The 18279-nt window shown below is 45.8% G+C and carries 15 protein-coding genes; 4 read left to right on the forward strand and 11 right to left on the reverse strand.

Going from position 1 to position 18279, the window contains the following annotated elements; all coding sequences use genetic code 11:
• Positions 1–80: 80 nt before the first annotated feature.
• The 4 genes from nagB to HMPREF0083_RS20175 form a co-directional block, all read right to left on the reverse strand.
• Entirely contained in the window at positions 81–845 is a 765-nt protein-coding gene (gene nagB / locus HMPREF0083_RS20160; protein ID WP_040304098.1) for a glucosamine-6-phosphate deaminase, read from the reverse strand.
• A 284-nt stretch (positions 846–1129) separates the two neighbouring features.
• Positions 1130–1966: a carbohydrate ABC transporter permease gene (locus HMPREF0083_RS20165; protein WP_040304082.1), complete on the reverse strand. Its 837-nt coding sequence runs from the start codon at positions 1964–1966 to the stop codon at positions 1130–1132.
• A 12-nt stretch (positions 1967–1978) separates the two neighbouring features.
• Entirely contained in the window at positions 1979–2881 is a 903-nt protein-coding gene (locus HMPREF0083_RS20170) for a carbohydrate ABC transporter permease (RefSeq protein ID WP_040304084.1), read from the reverse strand.
• Between the two features lie 73 nt (positions 2882–2954).
• Positions 2955–4259: an ABC transporter substrate-binding protein gene (locus tag HMPREF0083_RS20175; RefSeq protein ID WP_021623581.1), complete on the reverse strand. Its 1305-nt coding sequence runs from the start codon at positions 4257–4259 to the stop codon at positions 2955–2957.
• Positions 4260–4883: 624 nt separating this feature from the next.
• Here HMPREF0083_RS20175 and HMPREF0083_RS20180 point away from each other — a divergent pair.
• On the forward strand, positions 4884–6056 hold the full coding sequence (locus HMPREF0083_RS20180) for a tetracycline resistance MFS efflux pump (protein ID WP_021623584.1): 1173 nt from the start codon (positions 4884–4886) through the stop codon (positions 6054–6056).
• Between the two features lie 102 nt (positions 6057–6158).
• Here the strand turns inward: HMPREF0083_RS20180 and HMPREF0083_RS20185 are convergent, their stop codons facing one another.
• The 4 genes from HMPREF0083_RS20185 to HMPREF0083_RS20200 are packed head-to-tail and all read right to left on the reverse strand — an operon-like array spanning position 6159 to position 13614.
• On the reverse strand, positions 6159–7394 hold the full coding sequence (locus HMPREF0083_RS20185; protein WP_021623585.1) for an McrC family protein: 1236 nt from the start codon (positions 7392–7394) through the stop codon (positions 6159–6161).
• The gene (locus HMPREF0083_RS26595) at positions 7384–9339 is read right to left on the reverse strand and encodes an McrB family protein (RefSeq protein WP_051354741.1); all 1956 of its coding nucleotides are present in this window, start codon (positions 9337–9339) and stop codon (positions 7384–7386) included. Before HMPREF0083_RS26595 ends, HMPREF0083_RS20185 begins: the two co-directional genes overlap by 11 nt.
• 19 nt (positions 9340–9358) lie before the next feature.
• Complete coding sequence (locus HMPREF0083_RS20195; protein ID WP_021623587.1) at positions 9359–12454, reverse strand: AAA family ATPase; 3096 nt, start codon at positions 12452–12454, stop codon at positions 9359–9361.
• Positions 12451–13614, reverse strand: a complete 1164-nt coding sequence (locus tag HMPREF0083_RS20200) for an exonuclease SbcCD subunit D (protein ID WP_021623588.1) — start codon at positions 13612–13614, stop codon at positions 12451–12453. Before HMPREF0083_RS20200 ends, HMPREF0083_RS20195 begins: the two co-directional genes overlap by 4 nt.
• A gap of 144 nt (positions 13615–13758) precedes the next feature.
• On the opposite strand from HMPREF0083_RS20200, the gene HMPREF0083_RS20205 reads away from it, so the two are divergent.
• Positions 13759–13968, forward strand: a complete 210-nt coding sequence (locus HMPREF0083_RS20205) for a YrzA family protein (RefSeq protein WP_021623589.1) — start codon at positions 13759–13761, stop codon at positions 13966–13968.
• 60 nt (positions 13969–14028) lie between these two features.
• Here the strand turns inward: HMPREF0083_RS20205 and HMPREF0083_RS20210 are convergent, their stop codons facing one another.
• From HMPREF0083_RS20210 to HMPREF0083_RS20215, 3 genes are all read right to left on the reverse strand, one after another.
• On the reverse strand, positions 14029–14832 hold the full coding sequence (locus tag HMPREF0083_RS20210) for a patatin-like phospholipase family protein (protein ID WP_021623590.1): 804 nt from the start codon (positions 14830–14832) through the stop codon (positions 14029–14031).
• A 203-nt stretch (positions 14833–15035) separates the two neighbouring features.
• A complete protein-coding gene (locus HMPREF0083_RS28300) occupies positions 15036–15209 on the reverse strand; it encodes a hypothetical protein (protein WP_021623591.1) in 174 nt (57 codons plus the stop codon).
• 202 nt (positions 15210–15411) lie between these two features.
• Positions 15412–16098: a flagellar brake protein gene (locus HMPREF0083_RS20215; RefSeq protein ID WP_040304086.1), complete on the reverse strand. Its 687-nt coding sequence runs from the start codon at positions 16096–16098 to the stop codon at positions 15412–15414.
• Between the two features lie 730 nt (positions 16099–16828).
• Between HMPREF0083_RS20215 and HMPREF0083_RS20220 the strand changes: the two genes are divergently transcribed.
• Positions 16829–17272: a MarR family winged helix-turn-helix transcriptional regulator gene (locus HMPREF0083_RS20220; protein ID WP_021623594.1), complete on the forward strand. Its 444-nt coding sequence runs from the start codon at positions 16829–16831 to the stop codon at positions 17270–17272.
• Positions 17273–17407: 135 nt separating this feature from the next.
• Positions 17408–18244, forward strand: a complete 837-nt coding sequence (locus HMPREF0083_RS20225; protein WP_021623595.1) for an aldo/keto reductase — start codon at positions 17408–17410, stop codon at positions 18242–18244.
• The last annotated feature ends 35 nt before the right edge of the window (positions 18245–18279 follow it).

Here is an 18279-nt window from a genome sequence, read left to right on the forward strand (position 1 = left end):
ACGCTTTCTTCTATTCTACTATATTTCAAGATATCGGTGTTATCTCAATCTCTAACAGCCGTCGGTTCTCCCGGCGGCTATTATCGATGTGTTACTTTTATATTGTCAAGCGCCTTATCTGACAATAAGGAGGCTGCTTCCTCATCCATCAACACGGTTACATTCGCATGCCGCCTTAATACCGTAACCGGCCACTCGTTCGTAACTTCCCCCTCCAGCAATTGGAACATCGCCTGGGCTTTCCTCTCTCCGCTTGCCAGCAGAAGAATTTCTTTAGCATGAAGAATGCTTGCAATCCCCATTGTTATCGCATGCTGTGGCACGCGCTCTAAAGAACCGAAATGCTTGGCATTCGCCTCCCGGGTCGAGGAAGACAATTCTACTTTATGGGTATGGCTATCAAACGATGTTCCCGGCTCATTAAAGCCAATGTGGCCATTTCGCCCTACTCCAAGCACCTGCAAATCAATTCCACCCACTGCCTTCATTTGCGCTTCATACTGTTCACACTCGGCCTCTATATCTGCCGCCATGCCATCTGGGACATGCGTCTGGGCAAGCGGTATACCGAGCGGGAGAAACAATTGCTGGTTCATATAATAACGGTAGCTACAAGAGGACTCCGCCGCCTCTCCCACATACTCGTCCAGATTGAATGTTGTGAGCTTGGAGACGTTCAGCGGATGCTCATGATGCAACCGTAGAAGCTCGCGGTACAAGCCAAGCGGTGTATCACCTGTGGCAAGGCCAATTGTAATCTTCTCCTTCTGCTGGATACAATCGTATACATGCTGTGCCGCCGTTTCGCTAATCTCCGGATAATCCTTAACTATTCTTACATTCACTTCGATCACTCCTACATTATATAAATATATTTGGATAAATGGACATTTTTTCATAGACTGAATTGAACTACCCCCACCTACGTTTTATGTTGAGGAAGAGGTCTTCTCGGTAAAGTGATAAAAAAAGAGGGAGGGGCGGATTCAGTTGGAAAAAGGCACGCTGGCCTTTTTCTGCCGGAGCAGGCCACATCTGCTCCCTCCTTCTCGTTCTAAATTATAGAAGAGTGTCAATTTACCAAAGTTACCTATATATTACACATAATCATCTAATATTGATAGAGGCTTTAGTTTTTCATTCCACTCTGTGCAATTCCCTGAATAATATAGCGCTGGAAAAAAATAAATACGAAAAGAAGCGGCAAGGTCGCCATCGTTAGCGCCGCCATTACTTGACCATATTGTACAGGCGGCTGATGAAAGAAGAATTGCATGCCAACCTGCAAGGGACGTACACGGTCATCCGTCGTCATAATTAGCGGCCACATGAAGTCTCCCCAATGGGTAATAAAAGTGAGGATACCGACGGTTGTAAATACTGGCTTCGAGATAGGTACAACGATTTGAAAGAAAATACGCAGTATCGATGCGCCATCCATACGGGCCGATTCCTCCAATTCACGCGGGAGATTAAGAAAAAACTGGCGAAACATGAAAATATTAAAGGCATTAGCGATAAACGGTACAATCAATCCTGTATAGGAATTCAGCCAGCCGAATTCGTCTACTACAATATAGAGCGGTAGCAGAACGCTTTCGAACGGTACGATAATGAGCGCCACTACTACCGAAAACAGCACATCCCGCCCCTTGAATTCCATCCGGGCAAACGCATAGGCTGCAAGCGCATTGACCAAAAGTCCGAACAGCATAATGAGTGTAACATACAGTACACTCGTCCACATATAATGCAGAAAAGGAATACGAGTAAACACTTGACGATAATTCACCAGCGAAAAGGAAGTCGGAATAAATGCTTTAAAGGAACGCAAATCAGCAAAGATTTGTGCCTCATTCTTAAAGCTGGAAACGATCATCCAGAGCAAGGGAAACAGAAAAGCCACCACCAGTAGCAGCAAGACAGCATAAAGCAAAATCGTTTGCATATGAGAATACCGCCGCATGTTTTCATCTCCTTACGATTCTTGTGTTTCCTTCAGTAGCTTGCGTTGAATGATAGAAATGACAAGTACAATCACGAAAAATACGATAGCAATCGCTGAGGAATATCCAACATCACGAAACTTGAACCCTTCTTCATATACCATATAAACAAGCGTTTTCGTCGCATCAAGCGGCCCTCCCTGCGTCATAACAAACGGCTGGATAAACAGCTTGGTGGCAGCGATGAGCGTAATCAACCCAACGAAGACGATAACATTGCGCAAACCCGGCAGCGTAATATGGAGAAGCTTTTGCCATGCGCTTGCTCCATCGATGGAAGCAGCCTCATACAAATGCTCTGGAATATCCTGAAGTCCGGCAAGAAAGATCATCATCTGATACCCCGCTCCCTGCCAGACTGACATCAATACGATCGAGGGTATTGCCTGTATTGGATTGGTCAGGTATTCAAATGGACCAAGTCCGACAATGCCGAGCACGGCATTCGCCAGCCCATTTGTCGGATTATAAATAAACGTCCAAAGAATAGAGACGACGACCATCGATGTCATCACAGGTGCAATAAATGCAGCCCGGAACCACCGGATTCCCCCGAGCTTCTGATTAACGAGTAGAGCAAGCGTAAGGGCTGTTATGGTTTGCAATGGCACAACCAGCCCGACAAACAAAAACGTATTGCCAAGCGAACGAAGGAACAATTTATCTTTCAGCAGCCGTGCATAATTTTCTATACCGATAAATTCCGTCTGATCAGGCAAAAGCAAATAATAATTCGTAAAGCTGTAATAGAGGGCCATCAAGGTCGGTAGAAGCAAAAACACAAACAAAAGAACAAGCGCGGGCGCACTAAACACATACCCGGACAATGAACGCATAAAACGCTCTCGAACGGTTCTATTCTTTTTCGGACTCACTACAAAAGCTCCCCTTTCCTAAGCAGCACATGGAAGAGAAGGAGTGTACGCAATGTGCGCACACTCCCCCTCATTACCGATTAAAACGCTGTAATTCCCTGTCGGTTTCCTGTGCCGCTTTATTCAGTGCTTCCTGCACGTTTTGTCCCATTGCAGCGGCTTGATACGCTTCTGCGAATTTCGCGCTCAAAACAGGGTACGCGGGCGTAGCTGGACGGGCATGCGCTGTATTAAGCACCTGATCTTTGACCACTTTTAGCGGCATCTCGTTATACTGCGGCAGTTCCTTAAATGCAGATTCACGCGCCGGAGGCATGCCGGTCAGCTTGGAAATTTCTACTGTCGACTCCTTATTGGTCATCCATTTGACGACTTCTGCCGCTTCCCTCGGATGTTTCGTCTGCGCTGAAATGCCAAACGCCCAGGAGCCGGATGCTGATACTTTCTGCTTGCTGTACGGTAGATACGTCATACCCCAATCCAGATCTTTATATTTATCGAATCCTTGTATAATCCATGGCCCCTGAATCGACATAGCGGCACGCCCTTCTTCAAAGTCGGTTGGTGTATCCGAGATGTTGGCTGATTTATCCGCAAACAGCTTATGAATAAATTGAAGCGCTTCCACAGAGGCTGGTGCATTTACATACCCCTCTGCTTTTTTCTTATCCGGCGAGAGCAATTCTCCTCCGTTCGACCAGACAAATACAGAACCGAGAAATGTCATCCATTCTCCGACTCCGAGATTCATATTGAGTGTAACGCCATAGCGACCTTCTTTGGATAACTGCTTTGCATGATCAGCGAATTGTTGCCAGGTCCATGCCTTGTCGAGGCTGTCCGGCGGCGTAATTCCCGCTTCCTGCAAAAGTTTCTTATTGTAAAAAAGAACGAGTGAGGATTCCATAGCTCCAAGCGCATACAGTTTGCCTTCATACGTACCTTGCTGCATAATGGAAGGAGCAAAATCTTGTTTATCCGTTTCATCGATGTATTCATCGAGCGAGGCAAGAATACGGGTGGACGCATAATTGGCGACAAATGGTCCATCCATATCAAGAATGTCTGGCAATCCGCCACTTGTAACAGCGGCATTGATTTTATCTTCATATGCATGCCCTGCACCGCTCGGAATAATCTGCAGATTGACGTTAATCTTTCCTTTATGTGCTTCATTGAACTTCTGGATGCGCGTTTTATAGAATGCGACCTCCTTCTCCTGCCCTTGATGGGCCCACATGTTCAGCTTAACTTCACCGCTTTCCTTTGGATTATCCTGAGCTGGAGCCGATGTTGAACCGCTCCCGCATGCAGCCAGCAAGAACACCAGTAGCAAACATACAGACACAACACCTATTCGTTTACGAATATGATACATACATACACTCCTTTCTAAAAATATAAAAAGGCATCATGCATAAAATATGTAACGATTACCTCTTACCGCTTTTTTCTACTTTTAAATTTATTCATCGTAGCTTGCCTTCTATGCTGTTGAATATACAAATATGGCAAAATGTATTTCTATGTATGATAGGATTTATCTTCTGTGGTAAAATAAAAGAGACAAGTCGATCACATATACAGCAAGGTGATATGATATGGGAATGATTTATTTGGCTTTCGGTACAGCCGGAGCCATTTGGTTGATTATCCTTATAGGAATTGTTGTCGGAGTTGTTCTCAGCCGAAGAGACAAGAAGAGAAAAAACTCCCAATAGTCCGATGCTTTCAATGAAAAAGGCTGCCATCTAATAGGCTGCTTTTTTTCTTTGCCTACACCATAAAAAAACGCCTCCGTTGCCGACTTTCACCGCTTCTTCCGCATTCCATAATACATAATCGGCTGCGATTTTTACTTCGCTAGCACATCAATACGAAATGATGCGATAAATAGATGATATTAGTCATACTTGACTATATAGACCTTTAAGTCGTATAATCACACTCAGATTAGTAATAACAAGGAAATGTATGGAGTCATTGCAATGAGGTGTAAAAAATGAATACTAAGAGAGCGCTTCCTATTTTATTTGCCGTGATGTTTCTTGTTATGGTCGGCTTCGGCATTATCATTCCAGTGCTGCCATTCTTTGCGGAACAACTCGGCGCGACTCCGGCACAGCTCGGGTGGCTGATGGCCGTTTATTCACTTATGCAATTTATATTCGCTCCAATGTGGGGTGGAATCTCTGATCGAATCGGACGCAAGCCGGTCATGCTTATCGGTATCGCAGGGCTTTCATTGTCTTTCTTCCTGTTTGCTGTTTCTACACAGTTATGGATGCTGTTTGCGGCACGGATTCTTGCCGGCTTTCTATCATCAGCTAATATGCCGACTACAATGGCCTATGTCGCTGATGTTACCACGCCTGAAAACAGAGGCAAAGGCATGGGCATTATCGGGGCAGCGGTAGGACTTGGCTTCATTTTTGGGCCTGCCATCGGCGGTATCTTTTCCAAAACAAGCTTAAACATGCCGTTCTTCATTGCGGGAACCGTTTCAGCTATCACGTTTCTATTCGTTTTGTTCTTCTTAAAGGAATCACTTCCGCCGGAAAAGCGTACCGTTCGTACACCGGGCACAAAAGAGTCTCGCTGGAAAGCGTTCAGCGGGCCAACATCTGTATTGTATATTCTACAATTCTTCGTTTCTTTTTCTCTGGCAGGGCTTGAAGCAACGTTCGCTTATTTTGCATTCGCCCGCGCAGGCATCGGCACAACAAACCTTGGCTATATCTTCATGATTATGGGATTGGCTGGTGCGGTCGTGCAGGGTGAGCTTGTAGGCAGATTGACCAAAAAATTCGGCGAAGGTGCAGTTATTCAGATGGGACTCGTCGTCTCTGCCATCGGGTTTGGCCTGATTCTTTTGACTGACAGCTTTGTAACTGCAGCAATTTTCCTGACGGTTTTCGGCCTCGGTAACGGGGTAATCCGTCCAAGCGTATCAGCGCTTATTACAAAACGGACAGAAGTCGGACAAGGCAGCGCTACCGGTCTTCTGTCATCGTTCGACTCACTCGGGCGCATTGCAGGCCCTCCGATTGGCGGGGCATTATACTCGATGCAAATCGGTCTGCCATACATCTCAGGTCTTATCGTATCCGCCATTGCATTTATTTTGTACCGCTTTTATATGAAAAAAGAGCAAAAAACCTCATTACCTGCTTGATTAAGCAAAGCCGCAGTCATATGTCTGACTACGGCTTTTGAATACATTCGAAGAAACGATAATGCCCTATCTTATTATGTAACGATTGAACACAAAAAATGGCTATTCTTCCAGCATAGAAACAATATGTTGAATGATACGTTCAAACCGTTCATCCTGGGATTTTCGGTCCGTCCATTCATCTACCCCAAGGCTCCATTGATATATTTTTTTGTCCGTGTTTCTGATCTTATCGACTCGCTCCGCTCCGGCCACATATAGCAGGATTCCTGAAGATGTACTTCGCGCGGTCATATAGGCGAGCATCTGGTATACATCCGGATTTCCTGACCTTTCCCCTCGCACTTTATACTTGGCATCCAATACGATTTCCCGTCCTGAACGATTTTTCAGAATGAGATCAGGTATAATACGCAGGCGGTTGGCTTCAGCCAGCCAATGGAGGGGCTGGGCTTGCACTTCAATGCCATGCACACGAAGCTCTTCCGCCAGACGCCGTGCAATATATCGCTCGAACAGCTCATTCATATCAAGTATAAAGCTATCACAAAGTACATTTCCTTCGTACATGGAGAACTCTGTCATCTTCCAGTATAGTGCAAGCAAGGAAAGGGCCTGGACATACTGTCGATTCAAACGGGTAATCCGAATACGTGCAAGCTCTGCTACCTGCTCAGAAGCAGAGACAGGCAATGCTGGCGTATCCATCTGTCCTTTCTCTACTGATTCGAACAAACGAAGCAGCCTTTCAAGTTCTCTCCTAATCTCTCCATTCCGATATCGCTTCTGTGCCATATGCCGCATACCGGCATAAAGCAGCTTGTTTTCCTTTCCCTGCCGCGTCGGTTCATCGTACGTACAAACGAAGCGGTACTCCTGCTTCATCCAACGCTGTAACGTCGGTGCCACCCGCAACTGGCCCCGAATTTTATCCAGCGTCTGCTCCTGCTGTTCATATTCCGTTCGCAAACCTTTGCGCCATATTGTAAAGCACTCCTTAATAAAAAACAGGACAAGCCATTCGGAGTTGCCTGTAAGCTCATCCACCGACGTCACAGGAGGTCGAAATCGCAAGGAAGAAATATCATACGCCCAGGTAAGCCATTCCCATAGTGTGCCTACCGCAAGCTTGGGCCTGATATGAAAAATAGCATCAGAAAGCTCAATGCATCCAACATAGGAGGAAGCAGTTATGTCCCATGTTTCCCCAGGACCTGGACGAAGCGTTAGCACGACCCCGAATCCCCTCCGCAATTGTGCAACACTGTCAGTTGAAAGAACCACACCGGTCACTGTTTCATATTCCTTAAGGCGGTACAATACTTTATTAATCCCCACCGACGTTTTCCTCACCTTCCAGCAGCGAATCCAGCTCAAACTCCCGGACCCGTTCAGGCTCATAAGCAAAGTACTCTTCAAGATACGGAATGATTTCATACTTCCAGATACGTCGTAATTTCTGAGGATTCAAGCTTCGATTCATAAAATAGCTATGCCCTAGAAAAAAATCGGGATTGCCAATTCTGTCATTAACCTGGCGAACAAGCCTAGCCACCCATGCCATGTCGGAATGGTGTACTTCTAAATATTTATGCAAAACCCGCTCTGACTCGCATGATGACACATATATAGCTGGGAAACGACGGCGCAATGCGAAATCAAGCTGGGCTAGCGAACGATCTGTCGTATTCATCGTTCCGATGATATATATATTGTCAGGCACAACCATTTTGCTCTTCGAGTATGGGAGCGGAACAGCAGAATTACGATACTCGAGCGCATACAATAGCTCTCCAAATACTTTGGCTGTGTTGGCACGATTCATTTCGTCAATAATAAGCGTATACGCGCAATCCCGGTTCTCCTGCTTAAGAGCCTCGTTACACAATTCAAGAAAAATGCCCGGTCTAACAGTCACATTCATATGAGCAGTCCCGCTCTCATCTTCGATAACTTCCGGACGTACACCTTCAATGAATTCTTCGTACGTGTAGGAAGGATGGAACTGTACCAGGCAGATTCGCCGTTCGCTCTGGGTCATAATTCTTGCCAATCGTTGTGCAATATATGTTTTCCCTGTACCTGGGGGTCCATATATAATCATCTGCTTTCGCTCATGAAGAACATCAAGCCATTCCTCAAGTATCTCCCGTTCGAGGTACGCATCCGCTGCAGCGTCGCCGAGCGTATACTGGCGCCATTCGTCCCCCTTGCGCAAAAGATGCGCATGAAGCTTTGCCAGAAAGGTTCGTTCATCTTCCGCTTCAATACTATAGAGCTTGCGCAAAAATCCTTCTTCATTCTCTTCGTAAACAGTGCAAATATACTCGGAAGGCATATCCCAAACGAACACGTATGCACATGTTGTTTCTCCTTCCGTACCCGCAAATCGCCAAATAACTTTGTTCCTGAACTCTTCCGGCACATCATCCGGTATACTCTCCACTTCTTCAGCATACGAAACAATGAAGTTATGCTCACGAAGCAGACGGATAAGACGCTGTGCAGCTCTTGATTCCCGCAGATTTCCCGTGTCCGCAGTTTCTATCGCCTTCGTTTCTCCTAAACGGTGCGAAACATAGAACAAGAAATGCTGGACTTCCGATACGCTCCATGCTTTACCGGTTAATTGGCTACTCTTGTCACGGAGCGTCTGCAAACAACGGGTGAAACGGAAATAAGCGGAACTGTCGAACGGCTTGTCCCTGCCGCCCGAATCATATCCGAAGTACGCCAGTGCTTCACGATCTGCTTTATAATAAATCGGGTAATGCTCAAGATCCTGCAATCCCCAGAAAAAGCTTAGAAAGAAAGTCGCGAATTTGATGGACGCGCACTTTTGCGGCGGATATCCTTTTTCCAGCGCCGCTTTTTGTGTCTGACGAATGACATTCACAAAGCCGGCAAGCTTGTCCTGTGTCCAGCTCTCGCATTCCATATGATCAGGTGGAATTTCGACTGCCTCAAGAAATGCATTCGTCAGCTCTACCATCATGTCTGCATATGCTGCCTGATTATAAATCTGGTTAAAAAACATTTGTCCAGAGAATCCGCTGAATCCCCATATATTTGTTTTTTTTCCATGGATTCGATGCTTGCTTTTCGTTTTATGGTCCAATGTTTTCTTGAATTGCAGCAATGTTATCTCTTTGCGGCGCAACGCTTCAAGTTCACCGAAATGAGCAAGGAATGCTCTGCGCAGCTCATCAATTCTCTGTGCCTGTTCAAGAGCCTCCTGATCACTCAAATAGGCTTGTACCCACTTTGCCAATTGCTCCGTCAATCGCACTCCCTCCTTTCTTCTACTCTTTCAGCACGAAACGTGTTCGGCTAAAGCCTTCTTTTGTCTTCCGTACATCCAGTGTAGCCGGCATTGCATTCTTCAATTCCTGCACATGCGAGATAACTCCGATCATTCGTCCGGAGCTTTGCAGCTCAATCAGCGTATCAATCGCTTTCTGCAGCGATTCATCATCCAGTGAACCGAACCCTTCGTCGATAAACATTGTTTCAATTGAAATACCACCTTGGTACGCCTGAATCACATCAGCCATACCGAGTGCAAGGCAAAGCGAAGCGTTGAACTTCTCTCCGCCAGATAGCGTCTTCACATCTCTTGTCAATCCTGTGTAGGCATCATATACATCTAATCCAAGGCCGCTCTGGCGCCCCCTTTTCTCAAGCCTGTCACTGCGCCGAAGCTGGAACTGGCCGTTTGACAGCCTATATAAACGTTGATTGGCCATGTGGATAATTTTCTCTAGAAATTCGATTTGCAGGTAGCGTTCAAACGAGATTTTGTGTCGGTTTTCGCCGCGTATCATATTGTACAAATCAACGATTCTTGCACGCTCCTGATCCAATTCCTTAAATTTCTGCCCCGCTTCCTCTATTTGTTTCTGTAGCTCACGCGCCCGTTCGCAGCAGGCGAGTGCGTCCTCATACTGTCTGCGTGCCTGCTTGCACGCTGCATCAAGCCGTTCTACTTCAGCAAGCAGCTCCGCCAAATCAACACGTTCCTTGTCGGCGAGCTCCTCTTCCAAAGCGCTAAGCTGTGCCCCCGCAGCTGCCCGTTCGGAAGCGAATTGCTCAAGTTCTTCTTTGAGGCGGTGTCGTTCCGGCTCTGGCAGTTTCGCTGTCCGATATACGTCCTCGTCTGCAAATCCCGCTTCGCTGAGCGCCCGGATAAAACGCTGCTCAGCCTGCGCCGTCCGCTCAACCGCCTCCGTCACCTTCTGCTGTGCATACTGGAGGCTGCTCGTTGCCTTGATTGCGTTCTCCGAGGCTATGCGATACCGCTCCTGCGCCTGCTTCCACTTCGTCTCAAGCATCTCTTTGCGATGTGAAGCTTCCTTTATTGAGGCTTGCAGGCACGCTAGCTCCTGCAACGATTCCGGTATCTTCTGCAAATCAGCCTGATACAATACATTATTTTTTTCGTACTCCATACGAACGGTATTCAATTCGTCTGTCAGGCGTGCCTTCTGCTCTACCTGAAGCTCCAGCTTCCGCTCCGTTGCTTCGCGCTCTTCCTTTCTCATACTCAAAAGCTGTTCGTCTTTTTTGAGCTCTTCCACTTCTTTTTTCAACGTCTGCCCCTCTTCTACAAATAAAGGGTATCTCTGTACTGCCGTATCCGGCGAAAATCCGTATTGCTCGATTTCGTGCGCAAGCTTTGTAAGCGTGTTTCTCTCAGCTAGCAGACGCGCTTCCGCTTCGCGGAACAAGCTTTCCTGCTTTTCCTTCTCACGTTTTCTTTCCTCAATATATTCCTTGGTCAGGGCGCCGTCTTGCGCCGTAGCTTTTTTCGGGTGCTCTATGCTACCACAGACCGGACACGGCGCACCATCATGCAGATGCTGTGCCAGCACGGCAGCTTGCCCTTCCATCCAGCGTCTCTCCAACACCTCGAATTCCGCACGTGTTTTTTCATATGCAGCTTTTTTATCGATTGCATCCCGTGTCAATGCGTCCATTCCCTGGATCGCTTTCACATAATTTTGCAGAGCATATACCTGCATACGCATGTCTGCCAGGCGTTCCTGCTTAGGTTTTAGCTCCTTCATCCGCTCTTCTACCTGTTTAATTTCCGTATCAAGTGCGACCTTTTTCTCTTTGTCTGCCTGCCAGGCCTTCTCCGCCTCTACAAGTCGGAACTGCAGCTTCTCCATTCGCTCTCTTCTCGCCTTAAGCTCGGCTTCTCTGTGGGTGAGTGATTGTACTAAAGGCAGCAGCTCGCGCAGATGTTCTGCTTCACGAAATGCTGTCTGCCGCACTTCTTCTCCCGCTTCTTCCCTTCGGTATACTTGTTCAGCTTGAACCAATCCTTCTCTCGCTTCCTGCTCAGCCCGCTGCGCCTGAATGAGTTCCAACCGCTTTGTTTCTTCTTCTTTTCTTGTAGCAATACACTGCTCCTCATGTACCCCCATACGTGCCGCCTGCTCGGCAAGCGCTAGCGTTTGCCCTTTATGCTCCATCACAGGCACCTTTTGCTCCAGCTCTCTTACTCGCTCCCGCTTTCGCTCCAGCTCATCGAACCTTTCATTAACCGAGCGGGCGCTATGGTACGCCTCGTTGTATTTCCGGTATGCTTCCTCAGCCTGCAACTGACCTGTTTTATGTATGGCAACTTGCATATTATGAAACGCGTACTCTTCATCAAGACCTTTTATGATTTGATCGAGATTACGGTACGGCTGGCGCAGTGTTTCAAACAACAGAGACTCCGTGCGTTCCGGAAGTACGGCCAGAATTTGACTTATGTATTTCTCCTGCTCTTTCTCCCCGATGCGACACTGCTCTTCCGCTTCCCGACGCCGCCGGTTCAGCTCATCAACAACCGCCTGATACGCTTCGGTTTTAAAAATGCGACGCAAAATTTCTTCCTTGTTTTCTGTATCCGATGTCAACAGCTTGCGGAATTCACCCTGTGGCAGCATAACAATTTGGCTAAACTGCTGCTTGGTTAACCCAAGCAGATTTTCGACTTTTGCATTTATATCATGGACAGCAAACCGATCGACACAGGGCACTTCCTTCCCTTTAGTTATCTCATACAGTTCAATTTGCGCACCTGTTGCTGTTTTATTTCCTTCCTTTATGTGACCAAGCTGACGAAACACACGATACCGGCGACCACGCAGCTCGAATACCAAATCTACAGAAGTATGCACATCATCTTCGGCAAAATGGCTGCGTAAAAACTTCGAATCGTTTCTCTCCTCTCCGCTTGCTTCCCCATACAAGGCAAAACAAATTGCGTCGAAAATAGTAGTCTTGCCTGCGCCCGTCGTACCGGAAATTGCAAACAAACGATGCTCGCCCAGTTCCGTGAAGTCAATAACCTCCTGCTGCTTGTAAGGTCCGAAAGCTGTCATCGTTACCCGAATCGGCTTCATACGCGCTCCCCTTCCTTCGCGAATACTTCTTCGAGTACATCGCGGAAGAGTCTCTCTTTCTCTTCCGTTAACTCGCTTCCCTTAACTTCTTTATAAAAAGCGCGGAACAATGCCAGGTCATCCTTCTCTGCCTTTTCAACCTGCTCAGCTCCAATCTCTTCAACCTGTGCTATCATAATGTTCTGTGTAACATGCATCGCATTCGGATAAACCGAACGAACCCTCTCCATGGCAGACAGTACCGGATTTTCGTCAAGCAGTTGAACGAACACATAATCCTCGCTTCGCTCATGGGTTTCCAGCTCATCAATCAACGCACGCACGCTCCGCATATCCCTGCGCGGTGTAAGCAGTCTTTTCTCGACATGAACTTGCCCTTGTCCATCCATCTCAACAACATAGAATCCTTTATTATGGTGCTCTTCCGAAATGGAATATTTAAGCGGAGAACCGGCATAACGGATCGTCTCATCGCCGACATGATGCGCCTGATGCAAGTGTCCAAGCGCCGTATAGTGAAACTTATGAAAATAACGTGCATGCACATACTCAGCACCACCAATAGATAACGGACGCTCTGCATCACTGGCGTTCTCCATGTCCTCCTTCTCACCTGAAGAGGTAACAAAAGCATGCCCGACAAATACGTGACGGGCACCATTATCCATCTTCTCTATGATACGGTTGGTAATTGCTTTTGCCGCATCATCGTGTGTACGAATCGTTTCGTCATCCAGAACACTGCGCACCCGTCCCGGGTCGGCGTATGGCACCAGATGAAAATGCACGGGCCCGTGTTCGTCATGCAGCACTACCGGATTATCCTCACCAGTATAACGCCCTGAGATATAAAGTCCTTGCTCTCGCATCATACTGCTACCAAATTCAATCCGATCCGGACTATCATGATTTCCCGCGATCGCCATTACCGGTGTCTTCAGTTCAATAACCAGTTCATGCAATGTGCAGTTCAGCAGTTCAACGGCCTCGGTAGGCGGCACAGCCCTATCGTATAAGTCACCAGCAATCAATACTGCATCCGGCTTCTCTTCCCTTACCGCATCAATAAAGCAGCGTAGAATGTATTCCTGATCTTCCGTCATGTACACGGATTGGATAATCTTTCCCAAATGCCAATCGGCCGTATGAAAAAATTTCATTGTACTTCCCCCGATTTCGTTCACTGTTTTTTTCTATTCTATCAGAAATTGCTAGATGAAGGCAGAAGGTAGCTTCTCCTCTTTTCTTCATCGGTAGAACCGTATAATATGAAAAAGAAAGCATGATAGAAAGGAACGAGACGAATGGAATTCAAACTTGAACGGATTCATGACAAAGTGGAATGCTTCGAAGCGTATGATATAAAAACGCTGGAGAGAAAAATCGAAGAACAAATCGAAAACAACAAAGTGCTTATGCTTGAAGTACATTCGGTTACACACCATGTATGCTTCCCGCCGGATTCGGGACGACCGTTATATACGGCTATCGTTCACTTCAAGGCCAAACCGTAATACATCAAACAGCCCATGACCTGTCATATACAGACCATGGGCTGAATCGGGTCAAGCATATTAGTGTGCAAGCCATTCTGTTAACGAATCAGCCATCCGCCGTGCGTCCTCGTATCCTTGATCGTATAACGCGGACAGCTTCTCTTTGTTCTTCTCCATTCTATCGACCACAAGCGGTTGCGTCGGGCGGATAACGAACACTTTTCCCTTCTGTTCAAGTTCATCAATGTATGCGAGTGTATCGTTATAAACCTCATGGCGGCGAATCAGTGTATTTACCAATTCCGGATGCTTGCGATACTCCCGATTACGTGTGAGGATAATAACATTCTTCCCGTTTCCGTCTGCCATCGCCTTGCGAATGGGTATTGGGTCAGAAACGCCGCCATCCAGCAGGGGCCGGCCATCAATCGTAACCATAGGCGAGACGAATGGCAAGCTGCTCGAAGCACGCAGCACCGCAAGCATATCTGCCGAATCTTTAGAGAAATAAACCGGATTGCCACTCATGCAGTCAGTCGTACCAACAATAAAAGTCTGCGGCGATGCATAAAACGCATCAAAATCAAACGGTACCAGCCTGTTCGGCAATTCGTCGAATATCAGCTTCATACCAAACAGGCTCTTCTCACGAAACAAGTTTCGATAACTAAGGTAGTTCGGATGGTCAATATAGTCGATCGTAACTTTTTTGTTGCGGCCGATTTGTCTAGCAACATATGAAGAACCGTGACAGGCACCAGCAGATACGCCGATTACGTATGGAAAGTACATGTCATGTTCCATGAAAAAATCAAGCACGCCACCCGAATAGACGCCACGCATGCCGCCACCTTCAAGCACCAGCCCAGTCCGTTCCATCATTCCACCTTCTTCACTTTAGCTTTTTCCACTTCTAACTATAAATTATTGGAAGACAGAACGCAAAACTGCACTGTAACAGTTTAGCATTATTATATACGCAGTATTTTACTACTTAATTCGTACGATAAAAGCGCTTGGACAGATTTTTACACCTGCATCAAGCGCCAGACGGTTCTTTCATATCCTTTTTATCCCTTGACCTGTCAGCCGACCAGCTGCAATCGTTTTTCTTTCCTCTGCTCTACCTGTGGTACTTCTGTCTCTGCCAGCGCGTATGCCGGAAACGACGGGTAGCCAAACTCTTCGATATCCATACAAACCTGGCAGACATTTGTTTCTTCCGTACGTTCACCGCAAATTGCGCATTGCTCTTTCATTTTTTATTACCCTCCTTAAGGTAGGTGCTTCCGCTTCTTCACAATTTATTGTAATACAGACGCTTTAAGAAAATGTTGGGAATTATTAACGGTTTATTAAACTTTTAATGAATATTATGTGATTGTTAACAAAATAATCAGAAATATAAGAAGCCCATGTACTATCACATTAAGAAAAGCCCTCTCAAGAGAGCTTTTCCATTTACAGTACTCCTTTATTTCTAATTTCCAATTGTCTGAAAAAACAATAGCGGATAATTCTTTCCCGATGCAGCTCCGCAATCTCTTCATATGTAACGGCAACGGTTTGTAAGCCGTTCCCGTCCGGCATCGGCTGACGGATGATTTTCGCTTTTAGCGGTATACAAAGCTCTTGGTTCGTTTTCTTATTCTGGGTATTAACCTCTGGCAGGTATAGCTGACATGCAATTATATTTTCTTCTGGAAATGAGATGCCTGCCTTACAAACAAACTTAATACCGCCGCCACTAATATCAACCGTAAGACCGGTATATGTTTTCTGGCCGTCTTGCGCCTGCCACGAAAATTCCAGCTCGACTTTTGCAGGCACACGTAAATAATCTCTTCGCTGAATGCGCCGGATATTGTCCTTAGCGGGTTTGAGAAGTACGAGCATCGGAATATTTTCTCGTTGCTTACCCACAATAACACTTAAAAACTCATATTGTGCCCCGTCCGGATGATTATAGCTTACATACACGGTCCAGCCATCAAGCAACAACGACGTTCGCCCGCTTTTCTCCTCTATCGGATAGGTGAGCATAATATGCTCGCTCGTACTGTCCGCTACAAGTGCCTTATATTTTTTCTCTTCATTCCCCTCATTAAAGGAAATGATTTGGACCATTTGATTTACCGCAGGAAACACGGAACCCACCTCCTACTTTCTTTCAGAAAAAACCTTATCTCTTCCTGGATGTCCGCATGTCAAAACTTTTATAATAGCATAATACTTATTACTTACTAATTTTAGCAAAATAAAAACCTTCGATAAGAAAATATTACTACATTCTTGTATAATTTCCAGATGAAATTTTTTTGAGATGTGCTCTACTAAACAATCGAATACCTTAGACCTATACTTTATGTATTATACAACTACTTTCTTACCTTAGTATTGATTCGATATGGAATCATCGATAAAAAATTCATATACATGTTTTTTTTCCGTGTCTTCTATACGATATGATCAATGCATAACACAACAATGATTAGAGCCCCTTCATGTCTCCAATCGAGCCGATTGACACACTTTATAGAACAACATATAATAAATAATTGTTACTATTACTAATTATTCACAATCCTAACTATATATACAATAATATTTAACACTCTCCCCTTACCAGCCATTACTTGTCCCATTCACCGAAAACATCAGCACACTAACATAGTACATATACTCTGCATATATACATCTGATTTGATAAATCGACACATGTTTGTGGTGGGAGCAGTTGGAAAAAGACTCTCTGGCCTTTCTTCTGCCGGAGCGCAGGGCACATCCACCCTCCTCTTCTTTCCGAATCTCCTCCTTCCAACCACACTCCCCTGTCAAAATATCAAGTGTAATTTATATAGAAAAGAGATGACATATCATGGTAGAATATGAGCTTACCGAGGAACGCTCCAATCTGCTGCGAGAGTTGGAACGCACCTCTCAAATTACTTTTCGTAAAGCAAAAGCAAGTCTGTACAAAAATCCCATGCAGGAATTATCTCCTTCACAAGCATTCATTCTTGAACATATCGCCATATATGGCCCGAAGCGAATTTCAGATTTGGCAGAAAAACTTGAGATAACCCTCCCTTCCGTTACCGGGTTGTCTGATCGCCTCATCTCGCTAGGCTATGTAACACGTAGACGCTCGGAAAAAGATCGACGTATCGTTTTGCTTGATATTACAAAGGATGGACAAAAAGCATTGCAAGGTTTTCAGCGTAGACGACAACAAATACTAAGCTTTTTTTGCGATCACTTATCTACAGATGATCTCCAGCACCTTATCCGCATCTACAACAAAGTTCTTCCTTATATTTAAAGCGTAAAATTCCTCTTCTGGGATTAGGCGTGTTCATTGCAGCCTATTAGCCTACTTATCATGGTAACAGGTTATTTATCATGTGATAAAATGAACGTGAGCAAAGCAGGTGAACCATAGGAGGAGGCAACATTAATGATTCATAGCATTTCTGATTGTGCAGTGCTGCATAATGGTGTTCGCATGCCATGGCTGGGCCTTGGCGTCTATAAAACGCAGGACGGCGAAGAAGTCGAACAGGCGGTGAAGGCTGCGGTAGAAGCCGGTTACCGAAGTATCGATACAGCATCTCTTTATCACAACGAAAGGGGCGTCGGCAAAGCCATACAAGCATGCGGTATCCCGCGCGAAGATTTGTTCATTACGACGAAAATATGGAATTCGAATCAAGGATACGATTCTACGCTATACGCTTTTGAAGAAAGCCTGAAAAAACTCGGATTAGAATATCTTGATTTGTATCTTATTCATTGGCCTGTGAAAGAAAAATATAAAGAAACATGGCGTGCGATGGAAAAATTGTACAAAGATGGACTCGTGCGCGCGATCGGTGTTAGCAACTTTCATGTGCACCATTTGGAAGATTTGCTAACCAGTGCCCATATCATCCCGATGGTTAATCAGGTCGAATTTCATCCGCGGCTAACACAGAAAACTCTGCTTATTTTCTGCAAAGAGAAAGGCATTCAACTTGAGGCATGGAGTCCATTGATGCGAGGTCGTCTGCTTGATGAACCAATGCTGAACAATATCGCTCGCAAACACGGCAAAACGCCTGTCCAGGTAATTCTACGCTGGGATTTGCAACATGAGGTCGTTACGATCCCAAAATCGGTTCATGCCGAACGAATTGCAGCCAATGCAGACATCTTTGACTTTACACTATCGGATGAAGAAATGAGGCAAATTGATGCGCTGAACCGCAATGAGCGCAGCGGGCAGGACCCTGATCATTTCCATTTTGACTTCTAGCACCAAGGGTGTTGATTATCCAGTATAATCCAGAG

The sequence above is a fragment of the Aneurinibacillus aneurinilyticus ATCC 12856 genome, assembly GCF_000466385.1.
GTDB lineage: Bacteria > Bacillota > Bacilli > Aneurinibacillales > Aneurinibacillaceae > Aneurinibacillus > Aneurinibacillus aneurinilyticus.